Below are 14,767 nucleotides of genomic sequence, written 5' to 3'. Positions count from 1 at the left end.
TCAACGGGCCCTGCTGTACGCCCTGATCATGTCGTTGACGAACTGCCGCGTGGCGTCGGGGTTGAGCGCCTGCGCCTGGAGGTGGTCGTACATGACCTGGTACGGGTGCCGGTCGGCGTGCTTCTCCAGGTACAGGTCGCTGGTGAAGCGTTCCAGGTAGACGACGCCCGTGTCCGATTCGGGATACGTGAGGATGGAGAACTGCCCTAAGACGCCGGGGTGGGCCCCGGCGCTGTGGGGAAGGACCTGCACCGTGATGTGGCGCTCCGCGCCCAGGGAGTTCAGGTGCTCCAGTTGTGCGCGCATGACGTCGCGGTTGCCGACGGTCCGGTGCAGTACGGACTCGTCCAGGATGGTCCATAAACGGAATGACCGGGCCGGGTGGTGCACGCGGTGCTGGCGCCGCAGCCGAACGTCGAGGCTGATGGCGGCTTGCTCGGCCGTGGGGCACGGGACCGTCTCGGCGATGACCGCGGCCGCGTAGCGGGGAGTCTGCAGGAGACCGGGGACCACCAGGGGTTCGTAGGAGTGGATGGACGAGGCCTCCGTCTCCAGTCCGATGTAGACCCCGTACGGAACGTCCCCGCAGGAAACCCACCAGCCCTGGCGGCCCGACTCCCTCGCCATGCGCATCAGCGAGTCGACGAACGGCTGGTCCGTGATGCCGTAGATCCGGCACAGGTCGCGTACGTCACGCGGGTTGATCGGGCGGCGTCCGGTCTCGATGAGGCTGATCTTGGGCTGGGACACCATAAGGTGTTTCGCCGCCTGGAGGGACGTCATGCCCGTGGCCTTGCGCAGCTGGCGAAGCTCCGCGCCCAGACGGCGCCTTCTGACCGTGGGATTTCCGTTGGCCGCCATGGGCGGTGTACCTCCAGCTCAGGAACATCACGCAGAGGTCACCTCACCCCACGGCCGATATCGGCAAAACGCATTGTGCATACCCGATCCGACACGCGGGGCATCCGCGCGCCCAGCATCATCAGTTCGGACTAATGCGGCTCGAACGGCAGGGGGAGAGGGTGTCACTGGGCGCTGCTGATCCATCGCCGGACGGCCGCGTAAGTGGTCTCGTCGAGACCGGCAATTGCTTCGATCGCGTGCAGGTCTTCCGCGACGAGGGTGATGCCCGCGACGGTCAGGCAAGCCTGTAGGTCGAGGCGGCGCGATGGGCTGAGGAATCCCGGCGATGGCCGGACCGGGGACGTGGGCCGCGGGTACGGGAGCCGGAGCCACGGGTGTTCGCCCGCCTCGTCGTCCGGCAGACCGCGCATTCCCGGGAACCGGTAGGGGTCGAGCCCTTCCGGCGGCACGCTCACAGGTCTTGCAGCGCGTGCGCGCCGGCGGCGATGACCTCGGCGAGCCGGTTGGCGACGGCCGCGCTGCAGCCTCCGAGCCGCACGAAGCCGCGGCAGCCCACCGGCCCGTCGTTGCAGAGCGAAGGCAGGGTCAGGCCGGCGAGCGCGAGGGCGGCCTGGAGGTTCGTGACGGCTTCCTCGCCGAGTTCGTAGGCGGCGTCCTGGCTCCGCTTGTACCGGAGCCGCTCGGCGTGGGTGGGTTCGTGGGGCATGATCGTGTCCTCTCGCGGGAGACCTCGGGAGACCTTCGGCAGACGTGCGGGGGTGCGGGGCTTACCCGTAGGGCTGAGACCGTGTGAAGCCCGTGACTTATGGGTTTGGATCTTCGTTCCTGTGTTGCAAGATCACACTCGTTCAGTCTGGGAGGGACGCACGTGTTCACGAAGCCGGCCACGCCCGACCGCGCTGCAGCGGGTAGTTCGGCAGTACGGGGTCCGGGGCGGGCCCGGCGGCCGGCGGTCGCAGCAGCGAGAGCGGGCGCTGGCGGTGTCGCGGGGCGGCTTGGCGCGGCGGCCGGGTGAGGGTGATCTGGCGTACGAGTTGCTGGAAGCAGGCCAGCGCTGCGATGGGCGGGAGCGTGGCCGCCGCCTGCGCCGCGAAGGTGCCGGACGCCTGGGCCACGCACAGGAGCGTGGCAAGGGTGGAGAACAACAGGACGATGGACCATGAATGAACGGCGCGGCGTTGATGTAGGGCGGCCCGGAGGATGGACAGCGAGGCGACCAGCCAGGGCCCGTAGATCAGCAGCGGCCACCAGCTGACGACGTCGCTCGCCGTGCGCGGGCCGGCGCTCAGCCGCAGGGCCTCGCAGATGGCCAGACCGCTGAAGGTGCTCACCACGGCCGCGATGACGGCGACCAGCAGGGCGGTGAAAAAGCTCCCCGTTCTGAGCAGGGTCACCACCGATGTCGTCGACGGCGTCCTGCGGTGCCCGTGGCGGATGGGCGGCGGCCGTTCGCCGGTCACCGGTGGCGGATCGGCCAGCAGGCCGGTGGGAGCGCCCGGATCGCCGGCTTCGTCGAAGCCGAACGGGTCGAACGTCTTCGCCGGTCTCGGCCGGCCGGCCTCCTGGAGGAGCTGGGCCAGTTCCTCCGCCGGATCCCACGGGGCGTTCATTTCGCCCGGCCCGAGGAACTGCTCCTGGTGAGCGGGGTGTTGCTCCAGGTCCGGAGCCGGCCAGAATGCGGAGGTGTCCGGCTGCGGGTGGTGGGAGCCGTTCCCGTCGTAGTGCTCAAACACAGGAGGTCTTCCCCGGACGCTCGTCGGTGGAGATCCCGGACGGCCCGGGCCCCGCGTCCGACGACCGCCGGCCGAAGTCGGCCTGGAGCCGGTTCATCGTCTCCAGGAAGTCCTCGAAGATCGAGGACGAGTAGTGGAGATCCACCTGCTGTCCCTCCTGGTGCAGGGTCGCGCCCTTTTCAGGGGTCCAGGCCGTGTACGTCCATTTGCCCGCCCTCGTGGCCCGGGTGCCGAGGTCGTCGCCGACGCATTCCGTGCGCTGCGGAAACATTGCCGAGTGCTTTGCATTTGTCATAGTCCATAAACGCTCCCGGCGGCGGGGAGGGTGTGGTCCATCCAGGTGATGGCGAGCCTGGTAAACGTCATTTGACCATTGCGTTTAATCATTTCTCGGCCGTGCGGAACGGCCGGCGGCGGACCGCGGCGGCGGCGACCGCACGGAACGCACCGGCCGACGGCGCATACTGCGCCGTAGCGGGGCGCGCGTGCCCGCTCACGCGCCCCGGGGCCGCTCCGTCCGCGGCCGGCGCTCTTCCCTCCCCTGGATGCAATCGGCTGACGCTGCGCAACCCCGCATATGCCACTGCGTTATGTCGAGGTACGAGAGGGCCCATGACACATGCCCTTGTCACCAATCACCGGAGAGGACCCGCTGTTGTGCCAGACACCCTCCTGAGAATCGCGCTGATCTGTGCCGTACTGGGCACGGGATGCGCCGCCTGGACTTCGTCCGGGGTGGGCCGCATGCACGCGATGGACGTCCGTGAGCTGCGCCGCCAGCAACGTTTCAAGCACGTCCTGTCCAGCCGGGAACCGGCGCTGAAACCCCGGGCGGAAGGAGCGCCGGCCGTCGCCCAGCCGGCCCGTCCCACCCCGTGCGCGGAATGCGGCGCCGCGCCCGGCGGACTCTAGCGGCGGTCCCTGCGGCGGGAACCGGCCGGCGGGCTCACCCTTCCAGCAGGGCGCCCATCCACTCCTCGATGCCGCTGACCGTGCGCGGCAGGGCGCCCGACATCAGTCGGGCGCCCGTCGCCGTGATGACGAGGTCGTCCTCGATGCGGACCCCGATGCCGCGCAGTTCCGCGGGCAGCGTCTCGTCGTCGGGCTGGAGGTAGAGGCCCGGCTCCACGGTGAGGACCTGGCCCTCCTCCAGCACGCCGTCCAGGTAGGTGCGCGCCCGCGCCCGCGCGCAGTCGTGGACGTCGAGCCCCAGCATGTGGCCGCTGCTGCACAGCGTGTAGCGCCGGTGCAGGTCGCCCTCCGCGTCTTTCAGCACGCCCCACTCCGCGAGCCCCTCCGCGATCACCCGCATGCCCGCCCGGTGGAAGTCCCGGAAGCTGGCGCCCGGCCGCAGCGCCGCCATGCCCGCCTCCTGGGCGGCCAGGACCAGTTCGTACACCTGCCGCTGGACGGGGGAGAACCGCCCCGACAGCGGGAGGGTGCGGGTGATGTCCGCCGTGTACAGGGTGTCGGTCTCCACTCCCGCGTCCAGCAGCAGGAGATCCTTGCGGTCCAGCCGGCCGTCGTTGCGGATCCAGTGCAGTACGCAGGCGTGCGCACCCGAGGCGGCGATGGTGTCGTACCCGGTCCCGTTGCCCTCCGCCCGGGCGCGCAGGCCGAAGACCCCTTCGAGCCGGCGCTCGCCGCGCGGGTGTTCCAGCGCGCGCGGCAGGGCCCGTACGACGTCCTCGAACCCGGCGGCCGTGTGGTCCACCGCCAGTTGCAGCTGGTCCACCTCCCAGGCGTCCTTCACCAGGCGCAACTCGGACAGGGCCGTGGCCAGTTCACCGTCCGAGGAGGCGTCTCGGCCGGTCGGTGAACCGAGCGAGTCCAGGTGTGCGCAGCGGATGCCCGTCAGGCGCTCCGCCTCGGCCAGGTCGGCGCGGCGGCCGACCCAGAACTCCCCGTACCGGCGGTCCCGGTAGAACTCCTCGTTGCCGCCGGTGCGCGGCGAGCGCGGGCGCAGGTAGAGCACCGCCTCGTGCCCGTGCGGGCCCGCAGGCTCCAGTACCAGGACGTGACCCACCTGGTCCTCGCCGGTCAGGCCCGTCAGCCAGGCGTACGCGCTGTGCGGCCGGAAGCGGTGGTCGCAGTCGTTGGAGCGGACCTTGAGCTCACCGGCCGGGACGATCAGCCGCTCGCCCGGGAAGAGCGCCGAGAGCCGGGTCCGCCGGGCGGGAGTGACGTCGTACGCCGGAGTCCTGGTCGAGCCGGGCAGCGGCGAAGGGGCCCAGCCGCCCGCCATGAAACGGGACAGCTCCCGGGAAACGGGCAGGTCGTGGCTGCCTGTGTGGAGGCGGGCGGAGGCGTCGGTCACAGGGGCTCCCTGAGAGAGAAGCGAACTGGTGGGCGCACGGGGGTTGTCAGTGCAATTTCACATTACTATGTTACAGCTCACACCGCGCCGCGTTAATCCCCGTCAAACGCCGCGTGAAGCAGGGCACTTCCCGCACCGCGCACCTCATGCACTGCGCATGTCCTCGCCCTTCCTTCCCCACAGGAGTCCTTGGTGTCCCAGCACAGAGTCGTGCGTTCGTCCTTCCTCTCCGCCGCCGTCGCCGTCACGCTCCTCGCCTCCGCCGGCCAGGCCGTGACCCACGCGGCAGGGGCGGGTGCCCCGGTACCCGCCACCTTCGCCTCCGGCTCGGCGGCCGCCGCCACCGGCGGAGCCCCCGGCGCCATCGCGCCGAACCCGTTCGACGAGGTCGAGCACCGCGCCGACGCCCTGTCCTCCACCACCGCCGCACCGGCCCCGGCCCCCGGCGGCCGGGCGATATCCGACGGCAAGGTTCCCGGCGCCGCACCGGCCGCGGGTGCCACCGCCTCCGCGCAGCGGACGGACCCGAGCGGAAAGCCCCCGGCCGCCCAGAGCGCACCCACCACCCGGGGCCTGGCCGTCAACGTGCCCTGCACCCTCGACGGGATCAAGGGGCTGTCGCCCGAGCAGTTCGCCGACTTCCTCGCCGATCCGGCCGTCCTCGCGGACGGCTGCCTGCGCGGCCTGATCTGGAACTGGGACGCCCGCCTGGCGCCCGTCATGGACGACGCCCACGTCCAGGCCGTCTCCCGCCGGATATCCGGCCTGGCCGCCGCCCACGACGGCCGTAACTCCTCCCACCTGGAGGAGATGTTCACCTTCCTGCACGCCGCCGTGTACCACGACTTCTCGCGCGACGAGATCGACCTCACCGACGCCCAGACCGTGGACGCGATGCGCAGGGCGATCGCCGACTTCGGCAATGCCGCCCACACCTTCGACGCCACGCCCGCCAACGCCCGGACGCTGCGCGAGGCCCTCTACGCGACCGGCCCCGGCCTGCGCCAGTACCAGCTCGGCCTCATCACCAAGGTGCTGGCCACCCTGGACGCCTCACACCCCGCGACCAACCAGGACGCCTCCTGGGGCGGCGCCGTCCTCGCGGCCCTCACCATCAACTACCTCGGCGTGTACCCGGGCAACGAGGACAGCGCCTTCCACGCGGCGGTGTCCGCCGACCCGTCCTACCGGGCGAACTTCAAGGCCTTCGCCGGCTACACCCACCTCAAGGACGGCGCCAACGCCTGGGCGGCCCGCGACGCGCTCGGCGAGTACGGCCGCTTCGGTCAGATAGACGGCCTCAAGGACCAGGTCGTCGCCGACCTCGGCACCCTCCTCGGGCCGGTCAAGACCGGGTGGGGCACCGGCAGCGAGCAGTGGGCGAAAATCGTCTCCTGGCTGAACACCTACGAGGCCTGCAAGCCGTACGGGGTGTGCAAGGAGGACATCGAGAAGATGCTCTTCCCCAACACCTACACCTACGACAACGGCGGCATCAAGGTACGCACCGCCCTCGACCGGGCCACCGTCGACCAGCTCTACTACGCGAGCAAGCAGGTCAAGACGCAGTTCCACCGGGTCCTGGGCACCGACCAGCCGCTCGCCGGCGACCCCAACACCACGCTGAACATCGTGCTGTACGCCTCCCGCGCCGACTACGTCACCTACCAGACGATGCTGAACGGCTACGGCACCAACAACGGAGGCATGTACATCGAGAACGGCGCCACGTTCTACACCTACCAGCGCCGGGTCCCGCAGGACTCCTCCCTCACCCTCGAAGAGCTCTTCCGCCACGAGTACACGCACTACCTCAACGGCCGGTTCGCCGTTCCCGGCTTCTTCGGCGAAGGCCCCTGGTACGAGGGCGACCGCACCACCGCCATGGACGAAGGCACCGCCGAGTTCTTCGACGGCGCCACCCGGGACAACGGGATCGCCGTCCGCAAGTCCCTGGTGAAGGGCGTCATCGCCGACACCGCGGGCGGCGGCCCCCGGATGTCGGTCGAGCAACTGCTCAACGCCACCTACGACGGCGACGGGTTCCGCTTCTACAACTACGCCGGCACGTTCTTCGAGTTCCTCTGGACCGAGAAGCCCACCCTGCTCCGCGAGATGTACGCCCACCTGCGCGCGAACGACGTAGCCGGATACGACGCCTGGCGCCACCGGATGGGCGCGGACACCTACCTCCAGCGCGACTACGACAAGTTCCTGGACGCCCAGATCGCCAAGGTCGACCAGCTGTACGTGCCGAACACCAGCTTCACCGCCAACGACCGGCTGCGCGACTCCACGCTGGCGAACGTGAAGTCCTCGTTCGCCACGGCCACGTACAACACCCCGGACTGCGTGGAGAACGGCGACCCCGGCAAGCGCCGGTTCACCTGTACCGGCCGGATCACCGCCAACCTGAAGAACTGGCGCAACGACGACCAGAACTTCAAGGACATGTCCGAGACGGTGGACTACTTCATCCTCGACCGGTCGGCCCCGGCCTCCAACAACCTCGCCGACATGAACTGCTCCTTCAGCCCCGTGGAGATCTGGACCAACCACGTCGCGGGGACGTCCAGTTACAGCTGCGAGGGCCCGCTGCGCAGCTGACCGCGGCCCCGGACCGGTCCCCGCCGCAGCGGGGGAGGGGACCGGTCCGGGGGGCGACCCCGGCGAGCCCCGGGCGACCCTAGGCACCCGATAAAGAATGTGACATATTACTGCCGTGCCCAAGAGAAGCAGCCTGGACGCCGTCATCGTCGGCGCCGGTGTCGTCGGAGCCGCGTGCGCGTACTACGCCACCCGCGCGGGACTGCGCGTGGCCGTCGTCGACCGCGGCGGCGTGGCCGGCGGCACGACCGGCGCGGGCGAGGGCAACCTGCTCGTCTCCGACAAGGAAGCCGGACCCGAACTCGACCTGGCCCTGCTGTCGGCGGGCCTGTGGCGCGAACTCGCCGTCCTCCTGCCAGCGGAGATGGAGTACGAGGACAAGGGCGGCCTGGTCGTCGCCCCGGACGAGGCTTCGCTCAAGGCGCTGCGGAGCTTCGCGGAAGGCCAGCGCGCCGCGGGCGTCACCGCCGTCGAGGCGGGCGCGGACGACCTGCGCGAGCTGGAGCCGCATCTGGCACCGGGACTCGCGGGCGGCTTCCACTACCCCCAGGACGCCCAGGTCCAGCCCGCCCAGGCGGCGGCCCGGCTCCTGGCGGCGGCGGCCGCGGCGGGGGCCCTGGTCCACCTCCACGAGGAGGTGACGGCGCTGGTGGTGGAGCGCGGGACGGTCCGGGGAGTGCGGACCCGCACCCGGGAACTCCTCGCCCCCGCCGTCGTCAACGCCGCCGGCACCTGGGGCGGCCGGATCGCGGAACTCGCCGGGACCGTCCTGCCGGTGCTCCCGCGCCGCGGCTTCGTCCTGGTGACCGAGCCGCTGCCGAGGGTGGTCCGGCACAAGGTCTACGCCGCCGACTACATCGCGGACGTGGCCAGCGGATCCGCCGCCCTCCAGTCCTCGGCGGTGGTCGAGGGCACCCCCTCGGGCCCGGTGCTCATCGGGGCCACCCGGGAGCGGGTCGGCTTCGACCGCGCCCTGTCCGTCGACGCCCTGCGCCGGCTCGCGTCCCAGGCGGCCGCGCTGTTCCCGGTGCTGGCCGACGTACGGGTGCTGCGCACCTACCACGGATTCCGCCCCTACCTCCCCGACCACCTCCCCGCCATCGGCCCCGACCCCCGGGTGCCCGGCCTGCTGCACGCGTGCGGGCACGAGGGCGCGGGCATCGGCCTGGCCCCGGCCACCGGGGTCCTGATCGCGGCCGCCCTGACCGGCGCGGAACCCCCGCTGCCGCTGGGGGCGTTCCGCCCGGACCGCTTCGGCCCGTCCGTCCGGCCGGACTCCCGATGACCCGGTCCAGGCCGGCCGACTGCCGCTGCGCGGTGCAGGTCTCCCCGCCCCGCCCTTCTCCCGTTCACCGGAGCTCCGCCCCGGACCCCGCCCGGGTGCGGCGCCGCTGCCCCCGGACGCCCGCGCCTCGAACTCCCCCGGCTACCGCTGGGAGGTGCCCCCACCGGGCTGGAACCGGGTCGACCGACCGCACGCGCACGTGAAGGAGAACGGACGATGAGCCAGACCCCCCGCACCCTCGTCGGCGGAGCCCCCACCGCCTCGTACGTGCTCCGCTTCGACGGGCGCGAGCTCACCGCGCAGGCGGGGCAGAGCATCGCCGCCGTGCTGTGGGGCGCCGGGATCCTCGCCTGGCGGACCACCCGGGAAGGCGGCGCCCCCCGCGGGGCGTTCTGCGGGATCGGCAGCTGCTACGACTGCCTCGTCACCGTCAACGGCCGCCCGAACCAGCGCGCCTGCCTCGTCCCCGCCCGCCCCGGGGACTGCGTCACCACCCAGGAAGGGACCGGCCGTGCCGACCTCGCCGTCTGACCGCGCGGAGTACGACCTCGCCGTCGTCGGCGCCGGGCCCGCCGGGCTCGCCGCCGCCGTCACGGCCGCCGGCCTCGGCCTGCGGGTCGTCCTCCTCGACGCGGGGGAGCGGCCCGGCGGGCAGTTCTACCGCCACCCCGCACCGGGCCTCGGGGCCGCCCGCCCCGAAGCCCTGCACCACGGGTGGGCCGCCTTCGCCTCCCGCGAAGCCGCCCTGCGCGCCCACGAGTCGGCCGGCCGGATCACGTACCTGCCGGTCCACCACGTCTGGACGGTGGTGCCGGCCGGGAACCGCTGGACCCTGCACGGCGTCGCGGGCCCCGAGGAGCGGTCCGTCACGGTCCGGGCCCGTGCCGTGCTGCTGGCCACCGGCGCCTACGAGCGGCAACTCCCCTTCCCCGGCTGGACCCTGCCCGGGATCGTCGGGGCCGGCGGGGCCCAGGCCATGCTCAAGGGCGGCCTGGTGCTGCCGGGCAAGCGGGTGGTCGTCGCCGGGAGCGGGCCGCTGCTGCTCGCCGTGGCCGGCTCGCTCGCGGCGGCCGGAGCCACCGTCCCGGCCGTGGTCGAAGCCGCCTCGTACACCGCGTACGCCGGGCGGCTGCCCGCCCTGCTGCGCAACCCCGGCAAGCTCGCGGAGGGCGCCGTGTACGGCGGCGCGCTGCTGCGCCACGGCGTCCGCCTCCTGACCCGGCGCGCCGTCACCGAAGCCCACGGCCGGGGCCGGGTCGAGGCCGTCACCGTGGCCCGCCTCGACGGCGACTGGCGGCCGCTGCCCGGCACGGAACGCCGGATCCCGTGCGACGCCCTCGCCGTCGGCCACGGGCTCGTGCCCCAGCTGGAGCTGGCGACCGCCCTGGGCTGCGCCACCCGGCCCGGGGCGGACGGGACCGTCGCCCTGGAGCTGGACGCGCGGCAGCGCACCTCCGTCCCAGGGATCTGGTCCGCGGGTGAGACCGGCGGCATCGGCGGCGCCCGACTGGCCCTGATCGAGGGGGAACTGGCCGCCTTCGACCTGGCCGGCCGGCCCGCGCCCGCCGCGCTGGTTCGCCGCCGCGCGCGGCTGCGCGCATTCGCCGGGGCGATGGCCGCCGCGCACCGCCCCGGCGCAGGATGGCCCGGCTGGCTGCGCGAGGACACCGACGTGTGCCGCTGCGAGGAGGTCCCGGCGGGCCGGATCCGCGAGGCCGTCCGGGACCTCGGTGCGCGCGACGCCCGCACCGTCAAACTGCTCACCCGGGCCGGCATGGGCTGGTGCCAGGGCCGGATGTGCGGCCCCGCCGTCGCCGCCCTGGCGGGCGAGACCGCTTCCGCCGCGGGTGCGGCCCCCGACCGGCGGCCGCTGTCCTGTCCCGTCCCACTGGGCCGGCTGGCCGAACTGCCGCCGGACACCTTCTGATCTGATCCGGATCCGGCAGGTCCGGACCCTTGTGGCCACCTTGCGTCGCTTAGTAAAATGTCACACATCACCCTAGGGAGTCCACATGACCCACGCGCACACCCCCGCGCCCACCGTGCCCCGCACCCGCCCCTGGCACGGCATCATGGTCGCCACCGCGCTGCCCCTGCGCGAGGACCTCGGCGTCGACTACGACGCCTACGCCGAGCACGTGGCCTGGCTGATCGACAACGGCTGCGACGGCGTCGTCCCCAACGGCTCCCTCGGCGAGTACCAGACCCTGACGGACGAGGAGCGCGCCCGTGTCGTGCGCACCGCCGTCGAGGCGGCCGGCGACGGCGCCCGCGTCATGCCCGGGGTCGCCGCCTACGGCAGCGCGGAAGCCCGCCGCTGGGCCGAGCAGGCCGCCGAGGCCGGTGCCGGATCCGTCCTGCTGCTGCCCCCGAACGCGTTCCGCGCCGACGAGGCCGCCGTCCGCGCCCACTACGCCGAGGTGGCCGGGGCCGGTCTGCCCGTCGTCGCGTACAACAACCCCATCGACACCAAAGTGGACCTGACACCCGCGCTGCTGTCCCGGCTGCACGGGGACGGCAGCATCGTCGCCGTCAAGGAGTTCAGCGGAGACGTCCGCCGGGCCTACGAGATCGCCGAACTCGCCCCGGGCCTGGACCTGCTGATCGGCGCCGACGACGTGCTCCTGGAGCTCGCCCTCGCGGGCGCCGTCGGCTGGATCGCCGGCTACCCCAACGCCCTCCCGCGGTCCTGCGCCACCCTGTACCGGGCCGCCGTCGCGGGCGACCTCGCGACCGCGCTGCCGCTCTACAAGTCCCTGCACTCGCTGCTGCGCTGGGACTCCAAGACCGAGTTCGTGCAGGCCATCAAGCTCTCCATGGACCTGGCCGGCCGCCCCGGCGGCGCCACCCGCCCGCCGCGCTTCCCGCTCACCGGCGAGACCGAGGCGGCCGTCCGCGCCGCCACCGAGAAGGCCCTCGCCGAGGGCCTCAACTAGCACCTGTTGGGGGACCCATGCGCACGCGCCACATCTACCACGCGGTGGATTCGCACACCGAGGGCATGCCGACCCGGGTGATCACCGGGGGAGTCGGGGTCGTCCCCGGCGCCACCATGGCCGACAAACGGCTCTACTTCATGGAGCACCTGGACCACGTCCGGACCCTGCTCATGTACGAACCGCGCGGCCACTCCGCGATGAGCGGCGCCGTCCTCCAGCCGCCCACCCGCCCCGACGCCGACTTCGGCGTGCTCTACATCGAGGTGTCGGGCCTGCTGCCCATGTGCGGGCACGGCACCATCGGGGTGGCCACCGTGCTGGTCGAGACCGGCATGGTCCCGGCCGTCGAACCGGTCACCACCGTCCGGCTCGACACCCCGGCGGGGCTGGTGAGCGTGGACGTCCGGGTGGAGGACGGCGCGGCCACCGCCGTCACCCTCACCAACGTCGCCTCCTTCTGCGCCGGACTCGACCTGAAGGCCGAAGTGCCCGGGTTCGGCACGGTGACCTACGACCTCGCCTACGGCGGCAACTTCTACGCCTTCGTCGAACTCGACGCCCTCGGGCTGCCCTTCGAGCGGGCCCGCAAGGCCGACCTGCTCGCGGCCGGACTCGCCGTCATGGACGCCGTCAACGCCTCCGGCGACCGGCCCGTCCACCCCGAGGACCCTTCGATCGCCGGGGTCAAGCACGTCTACCTGGCCGCTCCCGGCTCGGACGCCCGCCGCTCCCGGCACGCCATGGCCATCCACCCCGGCTGGTTCGACCGCTCGCCCTGCGGTACGGGGACCAGCGCGCGGATGGCCCAGCTGCACGCCCGGGGGCTGCTGTCGCTCGGCGCCGACTTCGTCAACGAGTCCTTCATCGGCACCGAGTTCACCGGCCGGCTCGTGCGGGAGACCACGGTGGGCGGCCTCCCCGCGGTGATCCCGACCGTCACGGGGCGGGCCTGGATCACCGGCACCGCCCAGTACTTCCTCGACCCCGCCGACCCGTTCCCCGGAGGGTTCCTGCTGTGAGCGCCGCCCCCGCCACCGTCCGCACCACCGACTACCACGCGGCCGGCGAGCCCTTCCGCATCGTCGACACCGCCGCCGAAGGGCTGCCCGCCGTACCCGGGGACACCGTCGCGGAGCGCTGCGCCACCGCCATCGGCCCCGGAGGCTCGGCCACGGCCCCCCGCCGCGGCGCACTGGACGACGTACGGCGCCTCCTCGTGCAGGAACCGCGCGGGCACGCCGGCATGTACGGCGGGTTCGTCGTGCCGCCGGACGACGACGGGGCCCACTTCGGGGTGCTGTTCTGGCACAAGGACGGCTACTCCACCGCCTGCGGCCACGGCACCATGGCCCTCGGCGCCTGGGCCGTGGACTGCGGCCGGGTCCCGGCCCCGGACGACGGCAGCGCGCAGGTCCGCATCGACGTGCCGTCCGGGCGGGTCACCGCCACCGTGCACCGCTCCGGCGGCCGCACCACCGGGGTGACGTTCCGCAACGTCCCCGCCCGGGTCGGCGCCCGCAAGGTGCCGGTGGCGACCACCCTGGGCCTGGCGGAGGCGGACATCGCACACGCCGGGGCCTGTTATGCCTCGGTCGCGGCCCGGGACCTCGGGCTGGACGTCTCCACGGCCGCCCTGCCCTCGCTGGTGCGCGCCGGGCAGGAGATCCGGGCGGCGCTGGCGACGCACCCGGGCACCTGGCACCCCGGCGGGCCGCTGCTCTCGGGGGTGTACGGGGTGATCCTGTACGAGGAACTGCCCGACACCCCCTTCGGGCCGCACCAGCGCAACGTCACGGTCTTCGCCGACGGGCAGACCGACCGCTCGCCCTGCGGCTCCGGGACCTCCGCGCGGCTCGCCCTGCTCGCGCAGGACGGACGGCTGGGGGAAGGGGAGGACCTGCTGCACGAGTCGGTCATCGGCACGGTGTTCACCGGCCGGGTGGTACCCGGCGGCGGCGCGGACGACCCGGTCACGGAGGTCACCGGGACGGCCTACCGGACCGGCGAGCACGCCTTCACCGTCGATCCGTACGACCCGCTCGGCGCCGGGTTCCTGCTGTGATCGCCCAGTTCTCCGCCGAGGACACGGCCGGGCTGCTCACCCCGGCCGCAGCCGCCGACGCCCTGGCCGGAGTGCTGCGCGCCGGGCTGGACCCGGAGGCCTGCCCGCAGCGCAGCGCCGTACCGGTGCCCGGCGGGGAGCTGCTGCTGATGCCGGCCGCGGCCGGTGCGTACGCCGGGGTGAAGATCGCCGGGGTCGCGCCGGGCAACGCCGCGCTCGGACTGCCCCGGATCACCGGCTCGTACCTCCTCCTGGACGGCCCCACCCTGCGCCCGCTGGCCCTGCTCGACGGCGCGGCACTGACCGCGCTGCGCACCCCGGCGGTGTCGGCGCTGGCCCTGCGCCACCTCGCGCCCCGGGACCACCCGCTGACGCTGGTCCTGTTCGGGGCCGGCCCGCAGGCGTACGGGCACCTCGAAGCCGTGCGCGCGGAGCTGGAGTTGGCGCGGGTCACCGTCGTCGCCCGGACGCCGGACCGGGCCGGGCGGCTCGTCGCGCACGCCCGGGCCCTGGGGCTCGCCGCCCGGACCGGTACGCCCGAGGACGTGTCGGGCGCCGACCTGGTGCTCTGCTGTACCACGGCCCGTACGCCGCTGTTCGACGGGCGGCTCGTCCGTCACGGTGCGACGGTCGTGGCGGTGGGCTCGCACGAGCCGGACGCCCGGGAGACCGACACCGCGCTGGTGCGCCGGTCGGCCGTGTACGTGGAGTCGCGCGCGGCGGCCCTGCGGGAGGCGGGCGACCTGCTGATCCCGGAGGCGGAGGGCGCGGTCCGCCCCGGTCACATCGCGGGCACCCTCGCCGACCTCGTCGCCGGCCGCCATCCGGCGCCGGGCCGGCAAAGCGGTCCGCGGCTCTTCAAGAGCGTGGGCATGGCCTGGGAGGATCTGGCCGTGGCGGTCGCCCTGTACCGGACGGTGGGGGCCGGCGAAGCAACGTGACATTGTACGCTGTTCCCCT

15 protein-coding genes are annotated in these 14,767 nt (G+C 73.1%); 9 read left to right on the top strand and 6 right to left on the bottom strand.

Features of this window, described 5'->3' with window-relative positions; translation table 11 throughout:
* The 5 genes from ACWGH1_RS04410 to ACWGH1_RS04390 all read right to left on the bottom strand — a co-directional run bounded on the left by ACWGH1_RS04410 (position 1) and on the right by ACWGH1_RS04390 (position 2,892).
* Positions 1-861: a helix-turn-helix domain-containing protein gene (locus ACWGH1_RS04410; protein ID WP_453353557.1), complete on the bottom strand. Its 861-nt coding sequence runs from the start codon at positions 859-861 to the stop codon at positions 1-3.
* A gap of 164 nt (positions 862-1,025) precedes the next feature.
* Entirely contained in the window at positions 1,026-1,313 is a 288-nt protein-coding gene (locus tag ACWGH1_RS04405; protein ID WP_453353558.1) for a hypothetical protein, read from the bottom strand.
* 2 nt (positions 1,314-1,315) lie between these two features.
* A complete protein-coding gene (locus ACWGH1_RS04400; RefSeq protein ID WP_453353559.1) occupies positions 1,316-1,570 on the bottom strand; it encodes a hypothetical protein in 255 nt (84 codons plus the stop codon).
* A gap of 166 nt (positions 1,571-1,736) precedes the next feature.
* The gene (locus ACWGH1_RS04395; RefSeq protein ID WP_453353560.1) at positions 1,737-2,597 is read right to left on the bottom strand and encodes a hypothetical protein; all 861 of its coding nucleotides are present in this window, start codon (positions 2,595-2,597) and stop codon (positions 1,737-1,739) included.
* Complete coding sequence (locus ACWGH1_RS04390; protein ID WP_453408411.1) at positions 2,590-2,892, bottom strand: hypothetical protein; 303 nt, start codon at positions 2,890-2,892, stop codon at positions 2,590-2,592. Before ACWGH1_RS04390 ends, ACWGH1_RS04395 begins: the two co-directional genes overlap by 8 nt.
* 362 nt (positions 2,893-3,254) lie before the next feature.
* Here ACWGH1_RS04390 and ACWGH1_RS04385 point away from each other — a divergent pair, with 362 nt between their 5' ends.
* On the top strand, positions 3,255-3,509 hold the full coding sequence (locus tag ACWGH1_RS04385) for a hypothetical protein (protein ID WP_453353562.1): 255 nt from the start codon (positions 3,255-3,257) through the stop codon (positions 3,507-3,509).
* Between the two features lie 34 nt (positions 3,510-3,543).
* Here ACWGH1_RS04385 and ACWGH1_RS04380 read toward each other — a convergent pair whose 3' ends face one another.
* Complete coding sequence (locus tag ACWGH1_RS04380) at positions 3,544-4,914, bottom strand: aminopeptidase P family protein (RefSeq protein WP_453408410.1); 1,371 nt, start codon at positions 4,912-4,914, stop codon at positions 3,544-3,546.
* A 192-nt stretch (positions 4,915-5,106) separates the two neighbouring features.
* Here ACWGH1_RS04380 and ACWGH1_RS04375 point away from each other — a divergent pair, with 192 nt between their 5' ends.
* The 8 genes from ACWGH1_RS04375 to ACWGH1_RS04340 all read left to right on the top strand — a co-directional run bounded on the left by ACWGH1_RS04375 (position 5,107) and on the right by ACWGH1_RS04340 (position 14,748).
* Positions 5,107-7,521 carry a collagenase gene (locus tag ACWGH1_RS04375; protein WP_453356623.1) on the top strand — a complete coding sequence of 805 codons (2,415 nt, stop codon included), beginning with the start codon at positions 5,107-5,109 and terminating at the stop codon, positions 7,519-7,521.
* A gap of 115 nt (positions 7,522-7,636) precedes the next feature.
* Complete coding sequence (locus ACWGH1_RS04370) at positions 7,637-8,806, top strand: NAD(P)/FAD-dependent oxidoreductase (protein WP_453408409.1); 1,170 nt, start codon at positions 7,637-7,639, stop codon at positions 8,804-8,806.
* A gap of 216 nt (positions 8,807-9,022) precedes the next feature.
* Complete coding sequence (locus ACWGH1_RS04365; RefSeq protein ID WP_453352930.1) at positions 9,023-9,337, top strand: (2Fe-2S)-binding protein; 315 nt, start codon at positions 9,023-9,025, stop codon at positions 9,335-9,337.
* Positions 9,318-10,733: an FAD/NAD(P)-dependent oxidoreductase gene (locus ACWGH1_RS04360; RefSeq protein ID WP_453352931.1), complete on the top strand. Its 1,416-nt coding sequence runs from the start codon at positions 9,318-9,320 to the stop codon at positions 10,731-10,733. Before ACWGH1_RS04365 ends, ACWGH1_RS04360 begins: the two co-directional genes overlap by 20 nt.
* A gap of 85 nt (positions 10,734-10,818) precedes the next feature.
* The gene (locus ACWGH1_RS04355) at positions 10,819-11,742 is read left to right on the top strand and encodes a dihydrodipicolinate synthase family protein (RefSeq protein WP_453352932.1); all 924 of its coding nucleotides are present in this window, start codon (positions 10,819-10,821) and stop codon (positions 11,740-11,742) included.
* A 17-nt stretch (positions 11,743-11,759) separates the two neighbouring features.
* Positions 11,760-12,764, top strand: coding sequence for a proline racemase family protein (locus ACWGH1_RS04350; protein WP_453352933.1), 1,005 nt, complete (start codon positions 11,760-11,762; stop codon positions 12,762-12,764).
* Positions 12,761-13,807: a proline racemase family protein gene (locus ACWGH1_RS04345; protein WP_453352934.1), complete on the top strand. Its 1,047-nt coding sequence runs from the start codon at positions 12,761-12,763 to the stop codon at positions 13,805-13,807. Before ACWGH1_RS04350 ends, ACWGH1_RS04345 begins: the two co-directional genes overlap by 4 nt.
* Entirely contained in the window at positions 13,804-14,748 is a 945-nt protein-coding gene (locus ACWGH1_RS04340; protein WP_453352935.1) for an ornithine cyclodeaminase family protein, read from the top strand. Before ACWGH1_RS04345 ends, ACWGH1_RS04340 begins: the two co-directional genes overlap by 4 nt.
* Positions 14,749-14,767 lie beyond the last annotated feature (19 nt).

The organism is Streptomyces sp. NPDC054883 (assembly GCF_053610645.1).
Note: the sequence above shows the minus strand (reverse complement) of the source record. Positions and strands in the feature narration are given on the sequence as shown.

Coding starts and splice junctions, on each gene's coding strand:
- ACWGH1_RS04410 (WP_453353557.1), bottom strand. CDS start 861: ATGGCGGCCAACGGAAATCCCACGGTCAGAAGGCGCCGTCTGGGCGCG.
- ACWGH1_RS04355 (WP_453352932.1), top strand. CDS start 10,819: ATGACCCACGCGCACACCCCCGCGCCCACCGTGCCCCGCACCCGCCCC.
- ACWGH1_RS04390 (WP_453408411.1), bottom strand. CDS start 2,892: ATGACAAATGCAAAGCACTCGGCAATGTTTCCGCAGCGCACGGAATGC.
- ACWGH1_RS04365 (WP_453352930.1), top strand. CDS start 9,023: ATGAGCCAGACCCCCCGCACCCTCGTCGGCGGAGCCCCCACCGCCTCG.
- ACWGH1_RS04400 (WP_453353559.1), bottom strand. CDS start 1,570: ATGCCCCACGAACCCACCCACGCCGAGCGGCTCCGGTACAAGCGGAGC.
- ACWGH1_RS04350 (WP_453352933.1), top strand. CDS start 11,760: ATGCGCACGCGCCACATCTACCACGCGGTGGATTCGCACACCGAGGGC.